The 18,381-nt window shown below is 66.3% G+C and carries 22 protein-coding genes; 15 read left to right on the plus strand and 7 right to left on the minus strand.

The features are described 5' to 3' along the window. The first annotated feature begins 90 nt into the window (after positions 1-90). Positions 91-681, plus strand: a complete 591-nt coding sequence (locus G572_RS0114400) for a thymidine kinase (protein ID WP_029059073.1) — start codon at positions 91-93, stop codon at positions 679-681. A gap of 60 nt (positions 682-741) precedes the next feature. Continuing rightward, positions 742-1,035 (plus strand): HlyU family transcriptional regulator, encoded by a 294-nt coding sequence (locus tag G572_RS0114405; RefSeq protein ID WP_029059074.1) that lies wholly within the window; start codon positions 742-744, stop codon positions 1,033-1,035. A gap of 15 nt (positions 1,036-1,050) precedes the next feature. On the opposite strand, the gene G572_RS0114410 is transcribed toward G572_RS0114405, so the two are convergent. Then, positions 1,051-1,761 (minus strand): GNAT family N-acetyltransferase, encoded by a 711-nt coding sequence (locus G572_RS0114410; RefSeq protein ID WP_029059075.1) that lies wholly within the window; start codon positions 1,759-1,761, stop codon positions 1,051-1,053. Between the two features lie 208 nt (positions 1,762-1,969). Between G572_RS0114410 and pgsA the strand changes: the two genes are divergently transcribed. The 4 genes from pgsA (at position 1,970) to G572_RS24025 (ending at position 4,806) form a co-directional block, all read left to right on the plus strand. Continuing rightward, positions 1,970-2,542 (plus strand): CDP-diacylglycerol--glycerol-3-phosphate 3-phosphatidyltransferase, encoded by a 573-nt coding sequence (gene pgsA, locus G572_RS0114415; protein WP_029059076.1) that lies wholly within the window; start codon positions 1,970-1,972, stop codon positions 2,540-2,542. 15 nt (positions 2,543-2,557) lie between these two features. Further along, positions 2,558-2,809, plus strand: coding sequence for a molybdopterin converting factor subunit 1 (gene moaD, locus G572_RS0114420; protein WP_029059077.1), 252 nt, complete (start codon positions 2,558-2,560; stop codon positions 2,807-2,809). A gap of 28 nt (positions 2,810-2,837) precedes the next feature. Then, the gene (locus G572_RS0114425) at positions 2,838-3,350 is read left to right on the plus strand and encodes a molybdenum cofactor biosynthesis protein MoaE (RefSeq protein WP_051242416.1); all 513 of its coding nucleotides are present in this window, start codon (positions 2,838-2,840) and stop codon (positions 3,348-3,350) included. Positions 3,351-3,534: 184 nt separating this feature from the next. Continuing rightward, positions 3,535-4,806 carry a multidrug effflux MFS transporter gene (locus G572_RS24025; RefSeq protein WP_037546906.1) on the plus strand — a complete coding sequence of 424 codons (1,272 nt, stop codon included), beginning with the start codon at positions 3,535-3,537 and terminating at the stop codon, positions 4,804-4,806. Between the two features lie 68 nt (positions 4,807-4,874). Here G572_RS24025 and G572_RS0114435 read toward each other — a convergent pair whose 3' ends face one another. Next, complete coding sequence (locus tag G572_RS0114435) at positions 4,875-5,777, minus strand: branched-chain amino acid aminotransferase (RefSeq protein WP_029059079.1); 903 nt, start codon at positions 5,775-5,777, stop codon at positions 4,875-4,877. A 310-nt stretch (positions 5,778-6,087) separates the two neighbouring features. Here G572_RS0114435 and G572_RS0114440 point away from each other — a divergent pair, with 310 nt between their 5' ends. From G572_RS0114440 to G572_RS0114450, 3 genes are all read left to right on the plus strand, one after another. Then, positions 6,088-6,615 carry a MarR family winged helix-turn-helix transcriptional regulator gene (locus tag G572_RS0114440; protein WP_029059080.1) on the plus strand — a complete coding sequence of 176 codons (528 nt, stop codon included), beginning with the start codon at positions 6,088-6,090 and terminating at the stop codon, positions 6,613-6,615. Next, positions 6,612-7,334, plus strand: a complete 723-nt coding sequence (locus G572_RS0114445) for a response regulator (protein WP_029059081.1) — start codon at positions 6,612-6,614, stop codon at positions 7,332-7,334. The genes G572_RS0114440 and G572_RS0114445 overlap by 4 nt, the downstream gene beginning before the upstream one ends. Positions 7,335-7,423: 89 nt before the next feature. Continuing rightward, positions 7,424-8,764, plus strand: a complete 1,341-nt coding sequence (locus tag G572_RS0114450) for an ATP-binding protein (protein ID WP_208979137.1) — start codon at positions 7,424-7,426, stop codon at positions 8,762-8,764. 27 nt (positions 8,765-8,791) lie between these two features. Here G572_RS0114450 and G572_RS0114455 read toward each other — a convergent pair whose 3' ends face one another. The 5 genes from G572_RS0114455 to G572_RS0114475 all read right to left on the minus strand — a co-directional run bounded on the left by G572_RS0114455 (position 8,792) and on the right by G572_RS0114475 (position 11,947). Next, on the minus strand, positions 8,792-9,163 hold the full coding sequence (locus G572_RS0114455; RefSeq protein WP_029059083.1) for a tRNA-binding protein: 372 nt from the start codon (positions 9,161-9,163) through the stop codon (positions 8,792-8,794). Between the two features lie 70 nt (positions 9,164-9,233). After that, positions 9,234-9,905 (minus strand): TetR/AcrR family transcriptional regulator, encoded by a 672-nt coding sequence (locus tag G572_RS0114460; protein ID WP_029059084.1) that lies wholly within the window; start codon positions 9,903-9,905, stop codon positions 9,234-9,236. A 130-nt stretch (positions 9,906-10,035) separates the two neighbouring features. Beyond that, positions 10,036-10,854 carry a pyrroline-5-carboxylate reductase gene (proC, locus tag G572_RS0114465; protein ID WP_029059085.1) on the minus strand — a complete coding sequence of 273 codons (819 nt, stop codon included), beginning with the start codon at positions 10,852-10,854 and terminating at the stop codon, positions 10,036-10,038. Beyond that, entirely contained in the window at positions 10,851-11,351 is a 501-nt protein-coding gene (locus tag G572_RS0114470) for a type III secretion system chaperone family protein (protein WP_029059086.1), read from the minus strand. Before G572_RS0114470 ends, proC begins: the two co-directional genes overlap by 4 nt. A 311-nt stretch (positions 11,352-11,662) precedes the next feature. Beyond that, positions 11,663-11,947: an accessory factor UbiK family protein gene (locus G572_RS0114475; protein WP_029059087.1), complete on the minus strand. Its 285-nt coding sequence runs from the start codon at positions 11,945-11,947 to the stop codon at positions 11,663-11,665. A 209-nt stretch (positions 11,948-12,156) separates the two neighbouring features. On the opposite strand from G572_RS0114475, the gene lgt reads away from it, so the two are divergent. The 6 genes from lgt to G572_RS0114505 all read left to right on the plus strand — a co-directional run bounded on the left by lgt (position 12,157) and on the right by G572_RS0114505 (position 18,006). Then, positions 12,157-13,014, plus strand: coding sequence for a prolipoprotein diacylglyceryl transferase (lgt, locus tag G572_RS24030; RefSeq protein ID WP_051242418.1), 858 nt, complete (start codon positions 12,157-12,159; stop codon positions 13,012-13,014). A gap of 1 nt (position 13,015) precedes the next feature. Beyond that, positions 13,016-14,110 (plus strand): class I SAM-dependent methyltransferase, encoded by a 1,095-nt coding sequence (locus tag G572_RS0114485; protein WP_029059088.1) that lies wholly within the window; start codon positions 13,016-13,018, stop codon positions 14,108-14,110. Positions 14,111-14,220: 110 nt separating this feature from the next. After that, complete coding sequence (gene pgeF / locus G572_RS0114490) at positions 14,221-14,991, plus strand: peptidoglycan editing factor PgeF (RefSeq protein ID WP_029059089.1); 771 nt, start codon at positions 14,221-14,223, stop codon at positions 14,989-14,991. Between the two features lie 3 nt (positions 14,992-14,994). Continuing rightward, on the plus strand, positions 14,995-16,152 hold the full coding sequence (locus tag G572_RS0114495; protein ID WP_029059090.1) for a M24 family metallopeptidase: 1,158 nt from the start codon (positions 14,995-14,997) through the stop codon (positions 16,150-16,152). 87 nt (positions 16,153-16,239) lie between these two features. Continuing rightward, entirely contained in the window at positions 16,240-16,755 is a 516-nt protein-coding gene (locus tag G572_RS0114500) for a hypothetical protein (RefSeq protein WP_029059091.1), read from the plus strand. 318 nt (positions 16,756-17,073) lie between these two features. Next, positions 17,074-18,006 carry a ribose-phosphate pyrophosphokinase gene (locus G572_RS0114505; protein ID WP_029059092.1) on the plus strand — a complete coding sequence of 311 codons (933 nt, stop codon included), beginning with the start codon at positions 17,074-17,076 and terminating at the stop codon, positions 18,004-18,006. The last annotated feature ends 375 nt before the right edge of the window (positions 18,007-18,381 follow it).

Raw genomic sequence — 18,381 nt, forward strand, 5'->3', positions numbered from 1 at the left:
TGCCGGGATTTGCTGTGCAAAATCCGGCAGTCACCGGCGGAGACCGCGCCGAATCCGGGCAGGATGGGTGAAAACATCCGGACCGGACCCATGGCCAAACTCTATTTCAGCTACTCCTCGATGAACGCCGGCAAGTCCACGATCCTGCTGCAGGCGGCCTACAACTACCGCGAACGCGGCATGCACACGCTGCTCCTGACCGCCGCCCTCGACGACCGCTCGGGGCGCGGGCGCATCGCCTCGCGCATCGGGCTTGCCTGTGACGCCGACCTCTTCGAGACCGGCACCGACCTGCGCGCCCATATCGCCGGGCGGCGCGACGAGGACCGCATCGACTGCGTCTTCGTCGACGAGGCGCAATTCCTGAGCGAGGCGCAGGTCTGGCAGCTTGCCGGCGTCGCCGACGACCTCGGCATTCCGGTGATGTGTTACGGCTTGCGCACCGACTTCCAGGGCAGGCTCTTTCCCGGCAGCGCGGCGCTTCTGGCGCTCGCCGACACGCTGCGCGAGGTCAAGACGATCTGCTGGTGCGGGCGCAAGGCGACGATGGTCGCCCGCCTCGGCCCGTCGGGCGAGATCCTTGAGGACGGGGAACAGGTGGTGATCGGCGGCGAGGATCGCTATGTTTCCCTGTGCCGTCGCCACTGGTCGCGGCGGCAACTGGCGCACGCAAACGACTAGACCCGCGCGGAGACGATCGGCCGGATGGCCCGGCGCGAGTGGGCGGTCAAAGGAGCACTCATGGTATTCGGCAGGATTCTCGGCGGGCTGTTTGGCGGCGGCGAAAAGCGCGCCTCCAGCGTGGCGTTCCCGGCGGTCGACTACAAGGGCTTCACCATTGTGCCCGCGCCGACCCAACGCAACGGGCAGTGGCAGGTCGGCGGCACGATCTCGAAGCCGGACGCAGACGGGGAAATGCGCGAGCACGCCTTCATTCGCGCCGATCAGGTGCCCGGCCGCGACGAGGCGGCGGACTTCAGCCTGCGCAAGGCCAGGCAGATCATCGACGAACAGGGTGAGCGGATCTTTGCCTGACACCGGGCCGGGCTGTCAGCTGCCGCGCAGGTCTTCCAGACCCTGTCGCTGGCGCCCGTCGGCGTCGAAATTCTCCGGCGCGAGCCAGGCTTCGAACGCGCGTTTCAGCGCCGGCCACTCCGCGTCGGTCACCGAGAACCACGCCGTGTCGCGGTTGCGGCCCTTGTAGATCATTGCCTGGCGGAAGGTGCCTTCATAGGTGAAGCCGAGCCGCCGCGCGGCGCGCATGGAGCCGGCGTTGAGCGAATCGCATTTCCACTCGTATCGGCGATAGCCCAGCTCGTCGAACACCCGCCGCATCATCAGGTACATCGCCTCGGTCGCCATTGCGGTCTGCTGCAGCGCGGGCGCGAAATTGATGTGGCCGACCTCGACGGCCCCGTTCGCCGGATCGATGCGCAAAAAACTCGCGACCCCCAGCGCATGGCCTGTTCCTTTGTCGACCACGGCATGAAACAGCGGGTCGTTGCCGCAGCAGGTCGCTTCGGCAAAGCGGCGATAGTCGGCTTCCCCGGCAAACGGGCCATAGCCCATGTAGGTCCAGATCCGCCCCTCGCGGTCCTGCGCATAGGCTGCATGAAGATCGCCGGCATGCCGCACGAGGTCGAACGGCTCGACGCGGCAAAAACGGCCCTGCATCGCCGTGCGGGGCGGATGCGGCCGCGGCGTCCAGTCGGGAAGCGGTGCGCCGATCGGCTGGCCGAGATGGTTTGTCGAAGCGCTCATGAAGACCCCGTGTGCCCGAATTGGTGACGGGCCGCAGTATCGGTCGATTTTGCGTCGGGAACAAAGGGCCGCTTTGCGAATTTTCGCCAATCCGGCCCGGGTCTTCCACGCCCTTTCGCTTGGCCGGATGCGCAATTGACGTTTCCCGGCCAACATGCTTGAAGGATCAGACCCGACGTCCCCCCGTACAAGGCACAGTCTTCAAGAAATGTCGCGATCCCATGTCTGGAACCTGCCGAACATCCTGACCTACGGGCGCATCCTTGCCGTCCCGGGGGTGATGTTCTGCCTGTATTTTCCCGGGAACACGGCCCGCTGGATCGCGCTCGGGATCTTCATCGTCGCCGCCATAACCGATTTCTTCGACGGCTATCTCGCCCGCGCCTGGCAACAGCAGTCCCGGCTCGGACAGATGCTCGACCCGATCGCCGACAAGCTTCTGGTCGCGGTCTGCCTGCTGTTGCTCGCCGGCAAGGGCGACATCGGCGGCTGGTCGATGATCGCCGCCGCGATCATCCTGTGCCGCGAGATCCTGGTGTCGGGCCTGCGCGAATTTCTCGCCGTGCTGCGCGTCAGCGTGCCGGTGACGCGGCTGGCCAAATGGAAGACCACCGTGCAGCTGGTCGCCATCGCGCTGCTGCTGGCCGGCCCCGCCGGCGAGGCGATCCTGCCGGGCACGCAGCTTGTCGGTCTGACTGCCCTTTGGATCGCCGCCATTTTGACCCTATATACCGGCTACGACTATTTCCGAGCAGGCATCGGTCACCTGATGACCGATTAACTCACGGGGAACGACATGCAATTGCGCTATTTCGCCTGGGTGCGCGAACGCATCGGACGCGACGCGGAAACCGTCGAGGTCCCCGACACCGTGGCAACCGTCGGCGCGCTGATCGACTGGCTGAGCGCCCGCGACGAGGCCTATGCCGGCGCCTTCGCCGAACGCGATGCAATCAAGGTCGCCCTCGATCAGGAGCACGTCGACCATGAAGCGCCGCTGAACGGCGCGCGCGAGGCGGCGTTCTTTCCGCCAATGACCGGCGGGTGATCCGCCTGCGGCCGGACGACGACACACGATGACACACGCCAAATCCGCCGAGAATGCCGCCCCGCAGGACGACCGCCCCCCGGCGGCAATCACGGTGCGCATCCAGCTTGAGGATTTCGACACCGCGCGCGAGATCGAGCGGCTGTCGGAAACCGGCGCGAATGTCGGGGCGGTCGTGAGTTTCACCGGCCTGTGCCGGGATGAAAACGGCCGTCTGTCCGCACTCGAACTGGAACACTATCCGGGCATGGCGGAAGCCGAGATCGGACGGATCGCGCGCGACGCGGCGGCGCGCTGGCCGATCACCGGGCTGACGGCGATCCATCGGCACGGCCGGATTGCGCCCGGGGAAAACATCGTCCTCGTGGTCGCGGCCTCGCGGCACAGGGCGGCAGCCTTCCAGGCAGCGGACTTCCTGATGGACTATCTCAAGACCCGCGCTCCCTTCTGGAAGAAGGAACATCTGCGCGACGGCGGCTCGGGCGGCTGGGTCGACGCCCGCGAGGCCGATACGCGCGCCGCGGACCGCTGGTCCCGCTGACTACCCCGCCGCCGAGCCCGTCTCGCGCCGGGCCTGCCGCGGCGCCTGGAAGCGTCCCCGTTGGCGTGGTACCCGTTGCCCTGCTTGACCTCGTCAACATTTCGGCGAATTGTACGATGAATTCAGACATTCCCTGTTTGTTGCCATTCCCAGTGGCGACCCGTTTGCCCAGCCAGGACCTCTCATGCACTCTCCGGTTTCCAGCAGCACTGCGACGGCAGTGCCACACCCAGGCATTTCCTTTCGCGAGTTCGTCGCGCTGATTGCATCGCTGATGGCGCTGAATTCGCTGGCCATCGACATCATGCTGCCGGCCCTGCCGGAGATCGGCGCGGCCATGGCCGTGCTCAACGAGAACGACACCCAGAAGGTGCTCGTCGCCTATCTCGTCGGCTTCGGCGCCGCGCAGCTTTTCTACGGCCCGGTGTCCGACCGCTATGGCCGCCGCCCGGTCTTGCTCGCCGGGCTTGCGCTTTATGCCGTCGCCGGCATCTTTTCCATCTTTGCCAACGACATGAACCATCTTCTGGCCGCGCGGCTGGTGCAGGGCATTGGCTGTGCCGCCCCCCGGGTCGTCGCGATCTCGATCGTTCGCGACAGCTATTCCGGACGGCAGATGGGGCGGGTGATGTCGCTGGTGATGATGGTGTTCATGGTCGTGCCGATCATCGCGCCCTCGATCGGACAGATCATCCTGTTCGTGGCGCCCTGGCGCGCCATCTTCCTCCTGCTCACGCTCGGCGGGATCCTCATGCTGATCTGGTGCGCCACGCGTCTGCCGGAAACCCTGCCGGCCACCCGGCGGCAACCGGTCTCCGCCCGCTCGATTCTCGCCGCCTACCTGACGACCGTCACCACCCGCATAACCCTCGGCTACATGTGCGCCACCGGCCTGATTTTCGGCGCCCTCTTCGGCTTTATCGCCTCCGCCCAGCAGATCTTCGTCGAAACCTTCCGGATCGGCACCGCCTTTCCGGTGGTCTTTGCCGTGATCGGGCTGGCCATGGCGTCGGCCTCCTTCGTCAATGCCTCCCTGGTGGAACGCATCGGGCTGCGCCCGCTGTCGCACTGGGCGCTGGTGGCCTTTGTCGCGATCAGCCTCCTCCAGGCGATAACGGCCATCTGGATTGCCGAAAACCTCTACGCCTTCACCGCGATGCTGGCGATCACGCTGTTCCTCTTCGGCTTCATCGGCCCGAGCTTCAACGCGATTGCCATGGAACCGCTCGGCGAAATCGCGGGAACCGGCTCGTCGGTGCTCGGCTTCGTGACGACCCTCGGGGGCGCAATTTGCGGCTTCATCGTCGGCCAGAATTACGATGGCACCGTGGTGCCGCTCGCGCTCGGCTTCGCCACCTTCGGCGCCATCGCCCTGGTGATCGTCTTCATCTCCGAAAAGGGCCGGCTGTTCCAGACGACCCAGCCCGCGCCCGCAGACGCCGCCCCCCCCGTCTGAAACGGAAACGCCCCGCCGGACCGAGGTCTGACGGGGCGCAAGTCCCTGCGGGCAGTCGCGGCGGAGGATTATCCCGCGACCGCGACCTTCGCCGCCGAGCGCGGCTGCACCTCGGCGTGATAGTCTTCCATCAGCATGCGCGAAATCGCGTCGACCTGGAAACTGTAGGGTCCGATCTCGGAGACCGGCGTTACTTCCGCCGCCGTTCCGGTGAGGAAGCAGGCCTCGAACTCCGCCATTTCCTCGGGCTGGATCGCCCGTTCGATCACCTCGAAGCCGCGCCGTTTCGCCAGACCGATAACCGTGCGCCGGGTGATGCCGTCGAGGAAGCAGTCCGGCGTCGGCGTGTGGATCTTCCCGTCCTTGATGAAGAACACGTTGGCCCCTGTGGCTTCGGCCACCTGCCCGCGCCAGTCGAGCATCAGCGCATCGGCATAGCCCTTGCGCTCCGCCTCGTGCTTGGACAGCGTGCAGATCATGTAGAGGCCGGCAGCCTTGGAGCGGCACGGTGCGGTCGCGGGATCGGGACGACGGTACTTCGCCATGTCGAGGCGGATGCCCTTCAGCCGCTCTTCCGGCTTGAAGTAGCTCGGCCATTCCCAGGCGGCGATCGCCAGATGAATGGTGTTGTTTTGCGCAGACACGCCCATCATCTCGCTTCCGCGCCAGGCGACGGGCCGCACATAGGCGTCGACGAGCTTCATCCGCGCCAGAAGCTCACGCGTGGCAGCGTTGATCGTCTCCGCGTCATAAGGGATCTCGAAGCCGAGAATTTCGGCGGAGTCATGCAGCCGGCGGGTGTGCTCGTCGAGCTTGAACACTTCGCCGCCATAAGCGCGCTCGCCCTCGAAAACGCTGCTGGCGTAGTGCAGGCCGTGGCTCAGCACATGCAGCTTCGCATCGACCCAGGGAACGAACGCGCCGTCGTACCAGATTTCGCCTTCGAGTTGATCAAACGGCAAATGTGCCATGTCGAATTCTCCCGCAGTGTCAGCGGGCTTGTCCCGCTTGTCTGTCATTGCGCGGCGCAGTGCGCCGACGTCCCGTGTAATCGTTCCGAGCAGCCGAATTCACGACTTTGCGCGGTGCGTCAAGTCTTTGTATGCTGGCACGGGCTCCTTTCCGACAGGGACGAAAGAGGTCAACACGCCATCCTGCCGGCTTCAAGGGCCGCGCCCGTTTCGCTCCACGAACAACATCAAGAACACATTCAAAGGGACTGCGTACGATCATTTCGCGAAAGGAAGCCAATGTGTAACAATCGGTCGGAAATAAGTCAATATGACTGACGTAAATTTCTCACTTCCCGTCGACCGGCCGTCTCCGGCCCGCCCGGCGCCGCCCGACGTCCCCATCGACATGATCGAACTGCTGTTTTTTGCCTACCGCGACTTCACCTCCGACCCGGACGCCGCCCTTGCCGAATTCGGCTTCGGACGCGCCCATCACCGGGTGCTGCATTTCGTCAGCCGGAATCCGGGCCTTCGGGTGACGGACCTGCTCGGGATCCTCAGCATCACCAAGCAGAGCCTCGCCCGCGTTCTCAAGCAACTGGTGGAGGAAGACTACATTCTTCAGGAGCCGGGCCCCGTCGACCGGCGCGAACGCCTGCTGTTTGCAACCGAGCGCGGTCACGCGCTTGCCCTGCGGCTGATGCGGCTGCAGGCTGAGCGCATCCGCTCCGCGCTCGCCGACCTGCCGCAAGAAGGCCGGGAAGCCGCGCGAGTTTTCCTCTACAACATGATCGATCCCGATCAACGCGCGGACGTGGCGCATCTCATCGGACACAGGAAGGACCAAGCGCCGTGACTGCCGATCTCGCCGAAAAAAGCGCCGCGAGCCCGCCCGAAGACGACGCCCCGCATCTGCTGCTCGTGGATGACGACAGCCGGATCCGAACGCTGCTGCGCCGGTTCCTGTCGGAACACGGATTTCGCATCACCGCCGCGCCAAGCGCGGCCGACGCGCGGCGCGCTCTCGGCGGGCTCGAGTTCGACCTCCTGATCATCGACGTGATGATGCCCGGCGAAAGCGGGCTGGAGCTTGCAGCCCATCTGCGCCAGACGAGCGACGTGCCGATTCTCATGCTGACCGCACGCTCCGACGCCACTGACCGGATCGCCGGGCTGGAAGCCGGGGCGGACGATTACCTGGTCAAGCCGTTCGAGCCGCGCGAACTGCTGCTGCGGCTCCGGGCGATCCTGCGGCGGCGGGCCGTGCCGGAGGCCGAGCTGCCGGCCGACGTGCGTTTCGGCCCCTTTGTCTTCGACACGGCGCGGCGGGAACTGAAACGGGGCGAGGACGTCGTGCGTCTGACCGACCGGGAGAAGGAGATCCTGTCGCTGTTCGCGGAGAAACCCAATGACACCGTGCCGCGCAACGAAATCGTCGGCGACGACAGCGGGCTGGGCGAACGCACCGTCGATGTGCAGATCAACCGGCTGCGCCGCAAGATCGAGACGGATCCCGGAAACCCGATCTATCTGCAAACGGTGCGCGGGATCGGATACCGGCTCGTATGCGACTAGGCGCGGGGGTCGCGGCCGCGATCGCACAGCTGAAGACGGCCGTGGCGCGGATCCGCCTCCCCGCGCCGGCACAGCGCATGCTCGATCTCCTGGCAACGCCCTATCGCGCCCTGTCGAAGGCGCTCTACCGGCGCATGCCCAAGGGGCTGTTTTCGCGGACGTTGCTGATCATCGTCGTGCCCATCGTGGTGATGCAGGCGGTGCTGGCCTTCGTCTTCATGGAACGCCACTACGATCTGGTGACGCAGCGCCTGTCGCAGTCGGTCGCGCGCGAAATCGCGCTTCTGATCAGCGTGATGGAACATTATCCCCAGGACGAGGGCTTCGAGCGCATCACCGAGATGGCGCGCCAGGATCTGGCCCTTTCGGTCACGGTGCTGCCGCCGGAACCCCTGCCGCCACCGCGTCCCAAACCCTTTTTCGACATCGTGGATCTCTACCTGTCGGAACAGATCAGCCTCGCCGTGGGACGCCCCTTCTGGATCGACACGGTCGGACGCTCCAGCTTCGTCGAAATCCGCATCAAGCTGGAGAAGAACGTTCTCAGGGTGATCGCGAGGCGCAGCCAGACCTATGCGTCCAACTCGCATATCTTCATCGTCTGGATGGTGTCCACATCGCTCGTTCTGGTGGTGATCGCACTGTTGTTCCTGCGCAACCAGACGCGGCCGGTGGAACGGCTTGCAGCGGCGGCGGAGGAATTCGGCAAGGGCCGCCCGATCGACGACTTCCGGCCCAGCGGCGCACTGGAAGTGCGCCGTGCCTCCCAGGCCTTCATCGAGATGCGCCGGCGGATCGAACGCCAGATCGAGCAGCGCACGACGATGCTGGCCGGCGTCAGCCATGACCTGCGCACCATCCTGACGCGGTTCCGGCTGCAACTCGTGCTGTTCAAGGACAGCGAGGAGGTGCGCGCGCTGCAACACGACGTCGACGAGATGAAGACGATGCTGGAGGATTATCTCGCCTTCACCCGCGGCGACGGCGACGAACAGGCCCAGTCACTGGACCTCTCGCTCGTCGTCGACGAGCTGGAAACGGAGGCGGAAATTCTCGGCGCCACGGTGACCTCGCAGTTTTCCGGCGATCCCTTCGTCACCGTAAAGCCCATCGCCTTCAAGCGCGCGCTTGCCAATCTCGTCACCAATGCCGCACGCTACGGCAACCGGCTGAACATCGAGGTGCGCCATGCGGACGGCTGGCTGACGATGACCGTCGAGGACGATGGACCGGGCATTCCCGAAGACCAGCGCGAAAGCGTCTTCCGGCCGTTCTACCGCCTCGACCAGGCGCGCAACCAGGACGCGGGCGGCAGCGGACTCGGTCTGGCGATCGCACGCGACATCGTACGCGGCCACGGCGGCGAAATCATTCTGGGAAAGAGCGAGCGGCTCGGCGGCCTGAGCGCGCGCGTGCGCATCCCGCTTTGACGGCGGCGCGCGGGCGGACCCGCGCCGTCAGTACAGCCGCCCGCCCAGCGGAACCTCCCGGTCGGGGGCGAGCAACACCACCTCGCCGTCCGCATCCGGAACGCCGAGCGTGAGAACCTCCGACATCATCGGTCCGATCTGGCGCGGCGGAAAATTGACCACGGCAAGCACCTGTCGCCCGACAAGCTCCTCGGGCGAATAGTGTTTTGTAATCTGGGCGGAGGATTTCTTGATCCCGAGATCCTCGCCGAAATCGATCCTGAGCCTGAACGCCGGACGGCGGGCCTCCGGAAACGGCTCGGCCTCGACGATCTTGCCGACGCGAATATCCACTTTGAGGAACGTGTCGAAATCGAGCGGGGGCGAAGCGGGGCCGCCGCCGGTGTCTGATGAACTCATGGCCTGCTCTAACTGTCTGGAGAAACACGCGGTCGGGAAAGAAATCGCCCGAACCGCGCCAGCTTATCGCTCACACCGCCGAGGGGGAAGGCGGTGTGTCGGGATCCTCCGCCGATCGCACGTCGCGCCGGGATGTGCGGGCGCGCCGCACCAGCGGCTTGAGCAGGCCCGCGGCCCGGTCGAGACGCGACAGCCAGACCTCTCCATCATCGAGTTGCCTGTCGAGTGCCGACATGGTGCGCGCCAGCCCCGGATCCTCGTCGTCGAGCCAGACATCGACCACCCGGGAAAAAGCCACCACCAGCCCCTGCGAGATCATCCGCGCGCGAAAGCCGGAGGATGGAAGCCCCGCCGCCGTCAGCATCCAGCGCAGCGACACCTGCGCTTCCGCATTCAGCGCCAGCGCCAGTTGCGGGTCCTTGCGGGTCGCCGCCATCAGCGCTCGCACGGCCTCGCGATGCGGCTGCACCGCATCGAGGCGGCTCATCAGCACGTCGAACAAGCGGTCGCGGGCCGGCTCACCGGCCATTTCCGGATCGACCCTGTCGAGCACGGTCTGGTCGATATCGGCGAGAAACGCCTTGAGACAAGCGGTCTTGGAAGCGAAGGTGCCACGCAGCACCGACAGTTTGACGCCAGCCGCCACTGCAACGTCGCTCATGTCGAAACCGGTCCATCCCTTTTCCGCAAGCAGCGACAGAAAGGCGGATACGATCTTCTGCTTGGTCTTCTGGGTTGCCATGCGAGAACCTCCTGAATGCGCGGACAGACCGGGGCGCATCGCGCCCTCCCCCATAGATTGGGCGAAACCACGCCGAGCGCCAGAGGGTGCAAGGCAAGGCGTCACCTGGAACGAAACGCCGGAAGGCGTATCAGCCCGCCAGTTCCCGCGAGCGCTTGCGCGCCGCCGCGACCGCCGCATCCATGACGGGCTGCAGCCCGTCCTCCGCCATCAGCACGTCAAGCGCTGCCGCCGTCGTCCCGTTGGGCGAAGTCACGTTGCGGCGCAATTCCGACGCAGGCGTCTCGACGCGATGCATCAGTTCGCCCGCGCCGCAGACCGTCTGCCGCGCGATCTGCATGGCAAGTTCTTCCGGCAACCCGGCCTTCACGCCGGCCGCCGCGAGCGCCTCGGTGAGAAAGAACACATAGGCCGGTCCCGAACCGCTGACGGCGGTGACCGCATCCATCTGTTCCTCGCTCTCGATCCAGGCGGAGGCGCCGATGGCGGCAAGCAGCGTGTCGACCGTCTCGCGCTGCGCCTCGCTTGTGCGCGCATTCGCAAAGGCAACGCTCATCCCGCGTCCGACCTGGGAGGGCGTGTTCGGCATGACGCGCACCACAGCTGCATCGTCGAAGGCCTCCTCGAACACCGATGCCGGCGTACCGGCGGCGACCGAGATCACCAGCGTGTCCGCATCGACAAAGGGTTTCAGCGCCCCGAGCGCGGCGGCCATCATCTGCGGCTTGAGTGCCAGCAGCAGCACGCCGGCCATCGTGCCGGCCGGCATCGCGGTATCCAGGCGAAAGCCCTTGCGCCCGGCGAGCGCCAGAAGATCCGACGACGGCGCAGGATCGATCACGGCGATCGTTTCGGGATCGGTGCCCGACGCGATCCAGCCGGCAAGCATCGCGCCGCCCATCTTGCCCGCACCCACCAGGACCAGCGGCCGCGTCTTCGAAAAACTCATGCTTCCCCCGCAGTCTCGAACAAGGCGGTGTCGATGGCCTCGGCGGCGGTCTTTCCGGCCCAGACCACGAACTGGAACGCCTGATAGTAGCGCTCGCAGGCTTCCAGCGCGGTCGTCAGCAGCCCCTCGATCTGCTTCGAGGTCGCTTCCGCACCGCCGGCAAGCAGCAACGACTGGCGAAAAATCACCACGCCTTCACGGTTCCACAGGTCGAAATGCCCCATCCAGAGCTGCTCGTTGACGAGCGCCAGAAGCCGGACGACCTCGGTGCGGCGCGGATCCGGCACCTTGAGGTCGAAGGCGCAGGCCAGATGCAGCGCTTCCAGGTCTTCCATCCAGGAAAACGAGACATGATAGTCGCACCAGCCGCCGGCGACGGAAATCGTGATCTCTTCCTCGCAGGAGCGCTCGAAGGACCAGTCGTTGATGGCGGCGATATGCTCAATCGTATCGACGGGATTGGCGGGCCGTTCGAACTCGATGTCGATGAGGCTCATCATCGTTCCTCTCGGCTTGCGGAGCACCGCCCCTCAAACGGGAAGCGTGTCCGCCCGTGTCGGTCCGCAGGATCGTGGCACGTGCCCGGATTGCATCCCCGCCAAATGCGGGCGGGTGATATCCGCGACAATCAACCGCGAATCTTTGCGCACTTCCAGTATATAGGCAGAAAGTGACGCGAAGATATGTTCACCTTTCATTTACCCTGTTGCGCCTGTGGACGAGAGCGGTCGCGCTGCCGCAACGACCGGATGTGCCAGCGGCGACATCAACCGGCCCGGCGTCCAAGCGTCCGTGCAGCAGACCGCTGTCAGTCGTCGTTGGCCGGCGGCGTCCTGCCGGAGCCCTTGCCGCCTGCCGCCTCGAGTTCGGCCACGCGCGCCTCCAGCGCCTCGACCATGTCGAGCGCCTTCGCCGCCATGTCACGCACGACGTCATGCTCCTCGCGCTTGACCAGATCCATGTCCGCCAGGAACCGCTCGGCCTGGGCGCGGAAGGCCGTTTCGACCTCGCGGCGCGCACCCTGCGCGACGCCCGCGGCATCCGTCATCAGCTTGGCGAGATCGTCGAGAACGCGGTTGGGTCCCTGGGTCATCGCGAATGTCCTTCCTTCGTCGGCAGCCGGCATCGGCCCCTTGTCCTTCATCCTAGGTAATGCGGTTTTGCGGCTAGCGAAACACCCTCGGCCCGTCAAATCGTCGCGCGCCGCGATTCCACCGCATTCGCATGTGCTTGACGGTGTGCCCCATTCGGCGGCAACGTCCGCCCGTATCCGCTCGCCGGAACGGAAGTCCTGGAGATCAAATGCCCGCGCTCGTCCTGCCCTTTCCCACGATCGATCCGGTGCTGATCGAATTCGGCCCCTTCGCGATTCGCTGGTACGCGCTTGCCTATATCGCGGGCCTCCTGCTCGGCTGGTGGTCGATGCGCGCGCTGGTCACCTCGGACCGGCTGTGGGGCGCCCAGACCCGCCCCTCGCTCCTGGATGTCGACGATTTCGTCGTCTATGCCACTGTCGGCACCATCCTCGGCGGGCGGCTCGGCTATGTGCTGTTCTATGCGCCCGGCTACTATCTGCAGAACCCGCTGGACGCACTGGCGGTCTGGTCCGGCGGCATGTCCTTTCACGGCGGCTTCCTCGGCGTCGTCGCGGCGATGGCGATTTTCGCCTGGCGGCGCGGCATTCCCCTGTGGACGCTGTTCGACCTCGCCGGCGCGGTCGCGCCCATCGGGCTGTTCTTCGGGCGGATCGCCAATTTCATCAATGCCGAGCTTTGGGGCCGCACGACCGATGTGCCCTGGGCCTTCGTCTTTCCCGGCGCCGGCCCCGAGCCGCGCCATCCGAGCCAGCTCTACGAAGCCGCGCTGGAAGGCATCCTTCTGCTGGTGATCGTGCGCATCGCCATCGCGCGCGGCGGCTTGCGCCGTCCCGGGTTGGTCGCCGGCCTGTTTGCCCTCGGCTACGGCCTTTCGCGCATCTTCGTGGAGTTCTTCCGCGTGCCCGACGCCCACATCGGCTATTTCGGCCCGGGACTGACCATGGGCATTCTCCTGTCGCTGCCGATGGCGATTGCCGGCGCACTCGCCATCGCGCGCGCGCTTTCCCGGCCGCCGCATCCCGAGGGCACGCCGCGCGACGACGGGACCGGAGCAGAGTCCTGACATGCGCACCTCCTCCCTTCGTGCCAGCCTTGTCCGGTTGATCGAGACGGACGGCCCCATGCCGGTCAGCGACTACATGGCCCGCTGCCTCGGCGATCCGGAGCACGGCTACTACATGCAGGCCGACCCCTTCGGCCGGTCCGGCGACTTTATCACCGCGCCGGAGGTCAGCCAGCTGTTCGGCGAAATCCTCGGCGCCTGGATCGTGCACGCCTTCGAAGCCATCGGCGCGCCGGAACGTGTCGCGCTGGTGGAACTGGGGCCCGGACGGGGAACCCTCAGCGCGGACATGCTGCGTGTCGCCAGACTGCGCCCGGCGTTCCTGGGCGCGCTGACGCTCCATCTTGTGGAAACCAGCCCGCGCCTGCGCAGCGCGCAGAAAAAGACCCTTCAAGACAGCGGCGCCGCCGTCGACTGGCACGACAGCACCGCGACCCTGCCGCGCGACGTGCCCCTGCTCGTCGTCGCCAACGAGTTCTTCGACGCCCTCCCGATCCGCCAATTCGTGCGACACGACGGGGCGTGGCTGGAACGCTGCATCGGACTCGACGACAGCGGAGCCCTCAGGTTCCAGGCCGGCGTGGCGGCCCTCGACGACACGGATCTCGCCCCGCAATTGAACGCTGCACCCGAGGGCGCCGTGCTGGAAACCCAACCGGTGGCGAATGCGGTCATGCAGGACCTCGCCGAACGGATCGCCGGGCAAGGCGGCGCGGCGCTCGTCGTCGACTACGGCTATGGAAAAAGCGCCGTCGGCGAGACGCTTCAGGCGGTGCGCCGGCACACGCCCGTCTCCGTCCTGGAAACGCCGGGCGACGCCGATCTCACCGCGCATGTCAATTTCGAGGCTCTCGCCCGCGCGGCGACGGCCCCTCCCGTTGTCGCGCGGCCAGTGATGACGCAGGGCGATTTCCTCCTCAAGCTGGGGCTTCTGGAGCGCGCGGGCCAGCTCGGCGCCGGCCGGTCCGCGCGCATCCAGGACGGCATCCGCAACGATGTGGAACGTCTCGCCGGCCCCGAACAGATGGGCAACCTGTTCAAGGCGATGGCGCTCGCGCCGGGCGATATCCGGCTCACGCCCTTCGACGCCGCATGATGCCGCCGGACGCTGCCGGATGCTGCCGGACGCCGATTGACATGCCTTCCGGCAGCGACCACCATCGCGAAAATCCACAGGGTTCCGTCCACCGAGGCAAATCGCACCCCATGCTGACCTCTCCCGACCTTGGCCGAACGGACGGCATCGTCCACGGCTTCTTCACCCGTTCCGGCGGCGTCTCGCGCGGCATTTACGCGTCGCTGAATGTCGGGCTCGGCTCGAAAGACGACCGCACCGCCGTTCTGGAAAACCGGGCGCGGGTCGCAGCCCTTCTAAAGGTCGCGCCGGGCGCACTGGTCTCGCCGCACCAGCACCATTCCGCCCATGCCATTGCCGTGGAGACGCCCTGGGACATTGCCGACCAGCCGCGCGGCGACGCGCTGGTGACCAACCGCCCCGGCATCGCGCTCGGCATCTCCACCGCCGACTGCGGGCCCGTGCTGTTTGCGGATGAAAAGGCCCGCGTGATCGGCGCCGCCCATGCCGGCTGGCGCGGCGCGCTCACCGGCGTCCTCGATGCGACCCTGGTGCAGATGGAAACGCTCGGCGCCAGGCGCAGCGACATCACCGCCGTGCTCGGCCCGACGATCTCCCGGGCCAATTACGAGGTCGGTCAGGAGTTCGTCGACCGGTTCACCGCAGCCGACGGCACAAATGCCCGCTTCTTCGTCGCCTCCGACCGGGCGGGACACGCCCGTTTCGACCTTCCCGCCTATATTGTCGCCCGTCTCACGGCCGCGGGCGTCGGAACGGTGACCGATCTCGCACGCTGCACCTATGCCGACGAGACCGCCTTCTTTTCCTACCGGCGCGCGACCCATCGCGGCGAAGGCGACTATGGCCGCCTGATGAGCGCCATCGCCCTTTCCGGAGCCTGAGACATGTCGCTTGCCTTTTCCCGCGCCGAATATCTCGCGCGGCTCGGTTCCCTGCGCGCCCGCATGGCCGACGCCGGCTACGACGCGGTGCTGCTGTTCGCCCAGGAAAGCATGTTCTGGCTTAGCGGCTACGACACTTTCGGCTTTTGCCACTTCCAGTCGATGGTGGTGACCCGCGACGGTCGGGTGGTGCTCCTGACCCGCTCGGCCGACAAGCGACAGGCCGAAATAACCTCGACCGTCTCGGACATTCGCATCTGGGAAGACCGCGACGACGCCTCGCCCGTCCTGCAACTGCGCGACCTGCTGTTCGATCTCGATCTCGACGGCTGCCGGCTGGGCGTGGAATACGACACCCATGGCATGACCGGTCGCATTGCCATGGAGATCGCCGCCCATCTGACCGATTTCGCCCTGCTCGGCGATGCATCGCGGCTCGTGCCCGTATTGCGCGCGGTCAAGAGCCCGGCCGAGATCGAGATGGTGCGCAAGGCGGCCCACCTTACCGACGCCGCCTGGGAGGCGGCCTGGCCGCTGATCGGCCCCGGCGCGCGCGAGGGCGAGATCCTCGCCGCGATGCAGGGCGCCGTCTTTGCCGGCGACGGCGACTATCCCGGCAACGAGTTCGTCATCGGCTCGGGCCGCGAGGCCCTGCTGTGCCGCTACCAGAGCGGCCGGCGCACACTCGATCCGCAGGACCAGCTCACCCTGGAATGGGCCGGCGCCTATCGCCGCTACCACGTCGCGGCGATGCGCACCGCGGTGATCGGCGAACCGACGCGCCGCCACCTGGAACTGCATGAAACCGCCCGCGCAGCGCTTGCGGCGGTGGAAGACGCCATGGTCCCGGGGCGCAGCTTCGGCGATCTCTTCGCCGCGCATGCACAGGCGGTGGATGCGCGCGGCGACGGTGCGCATCGCCTCAACGCTTGCGGCTATTCGCTGGGCACGCGCTTCTCGCCGAGCTGGATGGACTGGCCGATGGCCTATCGCGACAACCCGGCCGAAATCGTGCCCGACATGGTGATCTTCATGCACATGATCCTGATGGATTCCGATACCGGCACGGCGATGAGCCTGGGGCAGACCTATCTGACGAGGGACGGCGCACCGGAGAGCCTGTCGAAGCTGCCTCTCGACCTGCCGGTCAAGGCGGGCTAAACGAAGGGGGCATGCTTGGCGTTTCCGCCCGGCATGCGCAAGGCAGTTTCGCAAGCGACGACAAGCAAGGCAGACCGGCAAGGCCCCATGAGCGTGACCAGATCCAACCGTGCGACCGTAATGCGCGCCGCCGTCCTCCTGGCGGCACTCATCCTGTCCGCCTGCGCCGGAGATCCGGTTCCCCCCGGCCTCGTGTCGGAGAACGCGGCTCCGGCGGCGCGCGCCGCACCGCCGGTCGATCCGCAGCAGGTCACCATCGCCTTCGAACCTTTCACGGGCGCGCCCGGCAACATTTCGGACGCGCTGTCGAGACGCATCGGCAACGAGGCGCTTGCGCAGAATCTCAACCTCGTGCGCCGCGTCGGCGCGCCGGCCACCTACCGCATCAACGGCTATCTGTCCGCCTCCGGCGACCAGTCGTCGACCACGCTGTTCTATGTCTTCGACGTCGTCGACAAGAATGGCGCGCGCGTCCACCGCATCATCGGTCAGGAATCGGCCGGCAGCTCGGCCGGTGACCCCTGGGCCGGTATTGACAGCGAGGCCCTCGACCGCGCCGCGCGCCGCTCCGTGACCGAGCTTTCGGCGTGGCTGCGGCGCTGACGACTGGCATGCGACCGGGCCCGCCGGCCGCCTCCGCGCGGCGCCCATCGCGGAGCGGGCACCGGCTCAACGGATGCCGTCTGACCGGCAATTTCAAAAAACCTTGACCAAGGACCCCAAGGCCGGTTGTTAAACGCCGGAGCGATTGCTACAACGCCGCCGCCTGCTGGAGGATCTCCGGCCCTGTCCCCAGCTGTGGGTACGGTCGGCCGCACCTGCCAAGGGCCAACAACAAAGTTCAGACACACCACGTGTGACCCTGTCGTGCCGAAGCTGCGCCGAGGCGGCAACGGAGCCAACAACAAGGACTTGCGGGCCATGAAGATCGTCGCGGGCAACTCAAATCGCGCGCTTGCCGAGGAAGTCTCAAATTATCTCGACGCACCCTTGGCGAAATGCCAGGTCCGCCGCTTTGCCGATCAGGAAATCTTCGTCGAACTCCAGGAAAACGTGCGCGGCGAGGATGTTTTCATCCTTCAGTCGACAAGTTTTCCGGCAAACGACCACCTGATGGAACTCCTGATCATCATCGACGCCCTGCGCCGGTCCTCCGCAAAGCGCATCACGGCCGTGATGCCCTATTTCGGGTACGCCCGTCAGGACCGTCGCGCCTCCGGGCGCACGCCGATCTCCGCCAAGCTGGTCGCCAATCTCGTGACCCATGCCGGCGCTCATCGCGTTCTCACCCTCGATCTTCATGCCGGACAGATCCAGGGCTTCTTCGACATTCCCACCGACAACCTCTTTGCCGCGCCGGTGATGACCCGCGACATCAAGGAGCGCTACCCCAGCGGCAACGTCATGGTGGTCTCGCCGGACGTCGGCGGTGTGGTGCGCGCCCGCGCGCTTGCAAAGCGCATCGATGCGCCGTTGGCCATCGTCGACAAGCGCCGCGACAAGCCCGGCGAATCGGAAGTCATGAACATCATCGGCGAGCCGACCGGGCGCGATTGCATCCTGGTCGACGACATCGTCGATTCCGGCGGCACGCTGTGCAATGCCGCCGAGGCGCTCCTGGAAAAAGGCGCCAAGTCGGTCACCGCCTATATCACCCACGGCGTCCTGTCGGGCGGGGCGGTTGCGCGCGTGACGTCCTCCAAGCTCAAGGAACTGGTGATCACCAATTCCATCGAGCCGACCGCAGCCGTTCTGGCCGCGCCGAATATCCGCACGATCTCGATCGCGCCGCTGATCGGCGAGGCGGTTTCGCGCACCGCGCTGGAACAGTCGGTCTCCAGCCTCTTCAACTGAGGCCGGACCACGCGGATCGGTTACGACACGGCGGGCCAAGGCCCGCCGTTTTTGCGTGCGCGCCCCTATTCCACCGTGATGGTGATGGTGTCCGGTCATCTCCTTTTCCGTTCCAGCCGGAGCCACCCCCATTCCACTCAGCCCGAAGCGCACACGCACCGGACTCTCGACCGTCGCCCCGTCGCTCGGCGTGATGAAATAGACGGCGGCGCCATCCGGCGCGGACGTGCGGTGATCGTCGGCCCGGGCCGCGAGCGGCGCCAGCAGCAGTGTCGATGCAAGGATTAGCCGTGTCGAGATGTGCATGAGACCCTCCCGTTTTTCGTGCACCTGCGTGTCGCAGGTGCTTGAGAATAGGTAATCCCGCCAAGCGAA

Origin of the sequence: Stappia stellulata DSM 5886 (assembly GCF_000423705.1) — a bacterium.
Lineage (GTDB): Bacteria > Pseudomonadota > Alphaproteobacteria > Rhizobiales > Stappiaceae > Stappia > Stappia stellulata.

Bases quoted from the DNA above. Each gene is read 5' to 3' on its own strand.
- G572_RS0114400 (WP_029059073.1), top strand. From the start codon at position 91: ATGGCCAAACTCTATTTCAGCTACTCCTCGATGAACGCCGGCAAGTCC.
- G572_RS0114405 (WP_029059074.1), top strand. From the start codon at position 742: ATGGTATTCGGCAGGATTCTCGGCGGGCTGTTTGGCGGCGGCGAAAAG.
- G572_RS0114410 (WP_029059075.1), bottom strand. From the start codon at position 1,761: ATGAGCGCTTCGACAAACCATCTCGGCCAGCCGATCGGCGCACCGCTT.
- pgsA (WP_029059076.1), top strand. From the start codon at position 1,970: ATGTCGCGATCCCATGTCTGGAACCTGCCGAACATCCTGACCTACGGG.
- moaD (WP_029059077.1), top strand. From the start codon at position 2,558: ATGCAATTGCGCTATTTCGCCTGGGTGCGCGAACGCATCGGACGCGAC.
- G572_RS0114425 (WP_051242416.1), top strand. From the start codon at position 2,838: ATGACACACGCCAAATCCGCCGAGAATGCCGCCCCGCAGGACGACCGC.
- G572_RS24025 (WP_037546906.1), top strand. From the start codon at position 3,535: ATGCACTCTCCGGTTTCCAGCAGCACTGCGACGGCAGTGCCACACCCA.
- G572_RS0114435 (WP_029059079.1), bottom strand. From the start codon at position 5,777: ATGGCACATTTGCCGTTTGATCAACTCGAAGGCGAAATCTGGTACGAC.
- G572_RS0114440 (WP_029059080.1), top strand. From the start codon at position 6,088: ATGACTGACGTAAATTTCTCACTTCCCGTCGACCGGCCGTCTCCGGCC.
- G572_RS0114455 (WP_029059083.1), bottom strand. From the start codon at position 9,163: ATGAGTTCATCAGACACCGGCGGCGGCCCCGCTTCGCCCCCGCTCGAT.
- G572_RS0114460 (WP_029059084.1), bottom strand. From the start codon at position 9,905: ATGGCAACCCAGAAGACCAAGCAGAAGATCGTATCCGCCTTTCTGTCG.
- proC (WP_029059085.1), bottom strand. From the start codon at position 10,854: ATGAGTTTTTCGAAGACGCGGCCGCTGGTCCTGGTGGGTGCGGGCAAG.
- G572_RS0114470 (WP_029059086.1), bottom strand. From the start codon at position 11,351: ATGAGCCTCATCGACATCGAGTTCGAACGGCCCGCCAATCCCGTCGAT.
- G572_RS0114475 (WP_029059087.1), bottom strand. From the start codon at position 11,947: ATGACCCAGGGACCCAACCGCGTTCTCGACGATCTCGCCAAGCTGATG.
- lgt (WP_051242418.1), top strand. From the start codon at position 12,157: ATGCCCGCGCTCGTCCTGCCCTTTCCCACGATCGATCCGGTGCTGATC.
- G572_RS0114485 (WP_029059088.1), top strand. From the start codon at position 13,016: ATGCGCACCTCCTCCCTTCGTGCCAGCCTTGTCCGGTTGATCGAGACG.
- pgeF (WP_029059089.1), top strand. From the start codon at position 14,221: ATGCTGACCTCTCCCGACCTTGGCCGAACGGACGGCATCGTCCACGGC.
- G572_RS0114495 (WP_029059090.1), top strand. From the start codon at position 14,995: ATGTCGCTTGCCTTTTCCCGCGCCGAATATCTCGCGCGGCTCGGTTCC.
- G572_RS0114500 (WP_029059091.1), top strand. From the start codon at position 16,240: ATGAGCGTGACCAGATCCAACCGTGCGACCGTAATGCGCGCCGCCGTC.
- G572_RS0114505 (WP_029059092.1), top strand. From the start codon at position 17,074: ATGAAGATCGTCGCGGGCAACTCAAATCGCGCGCTTGCCGAGGAAGTC.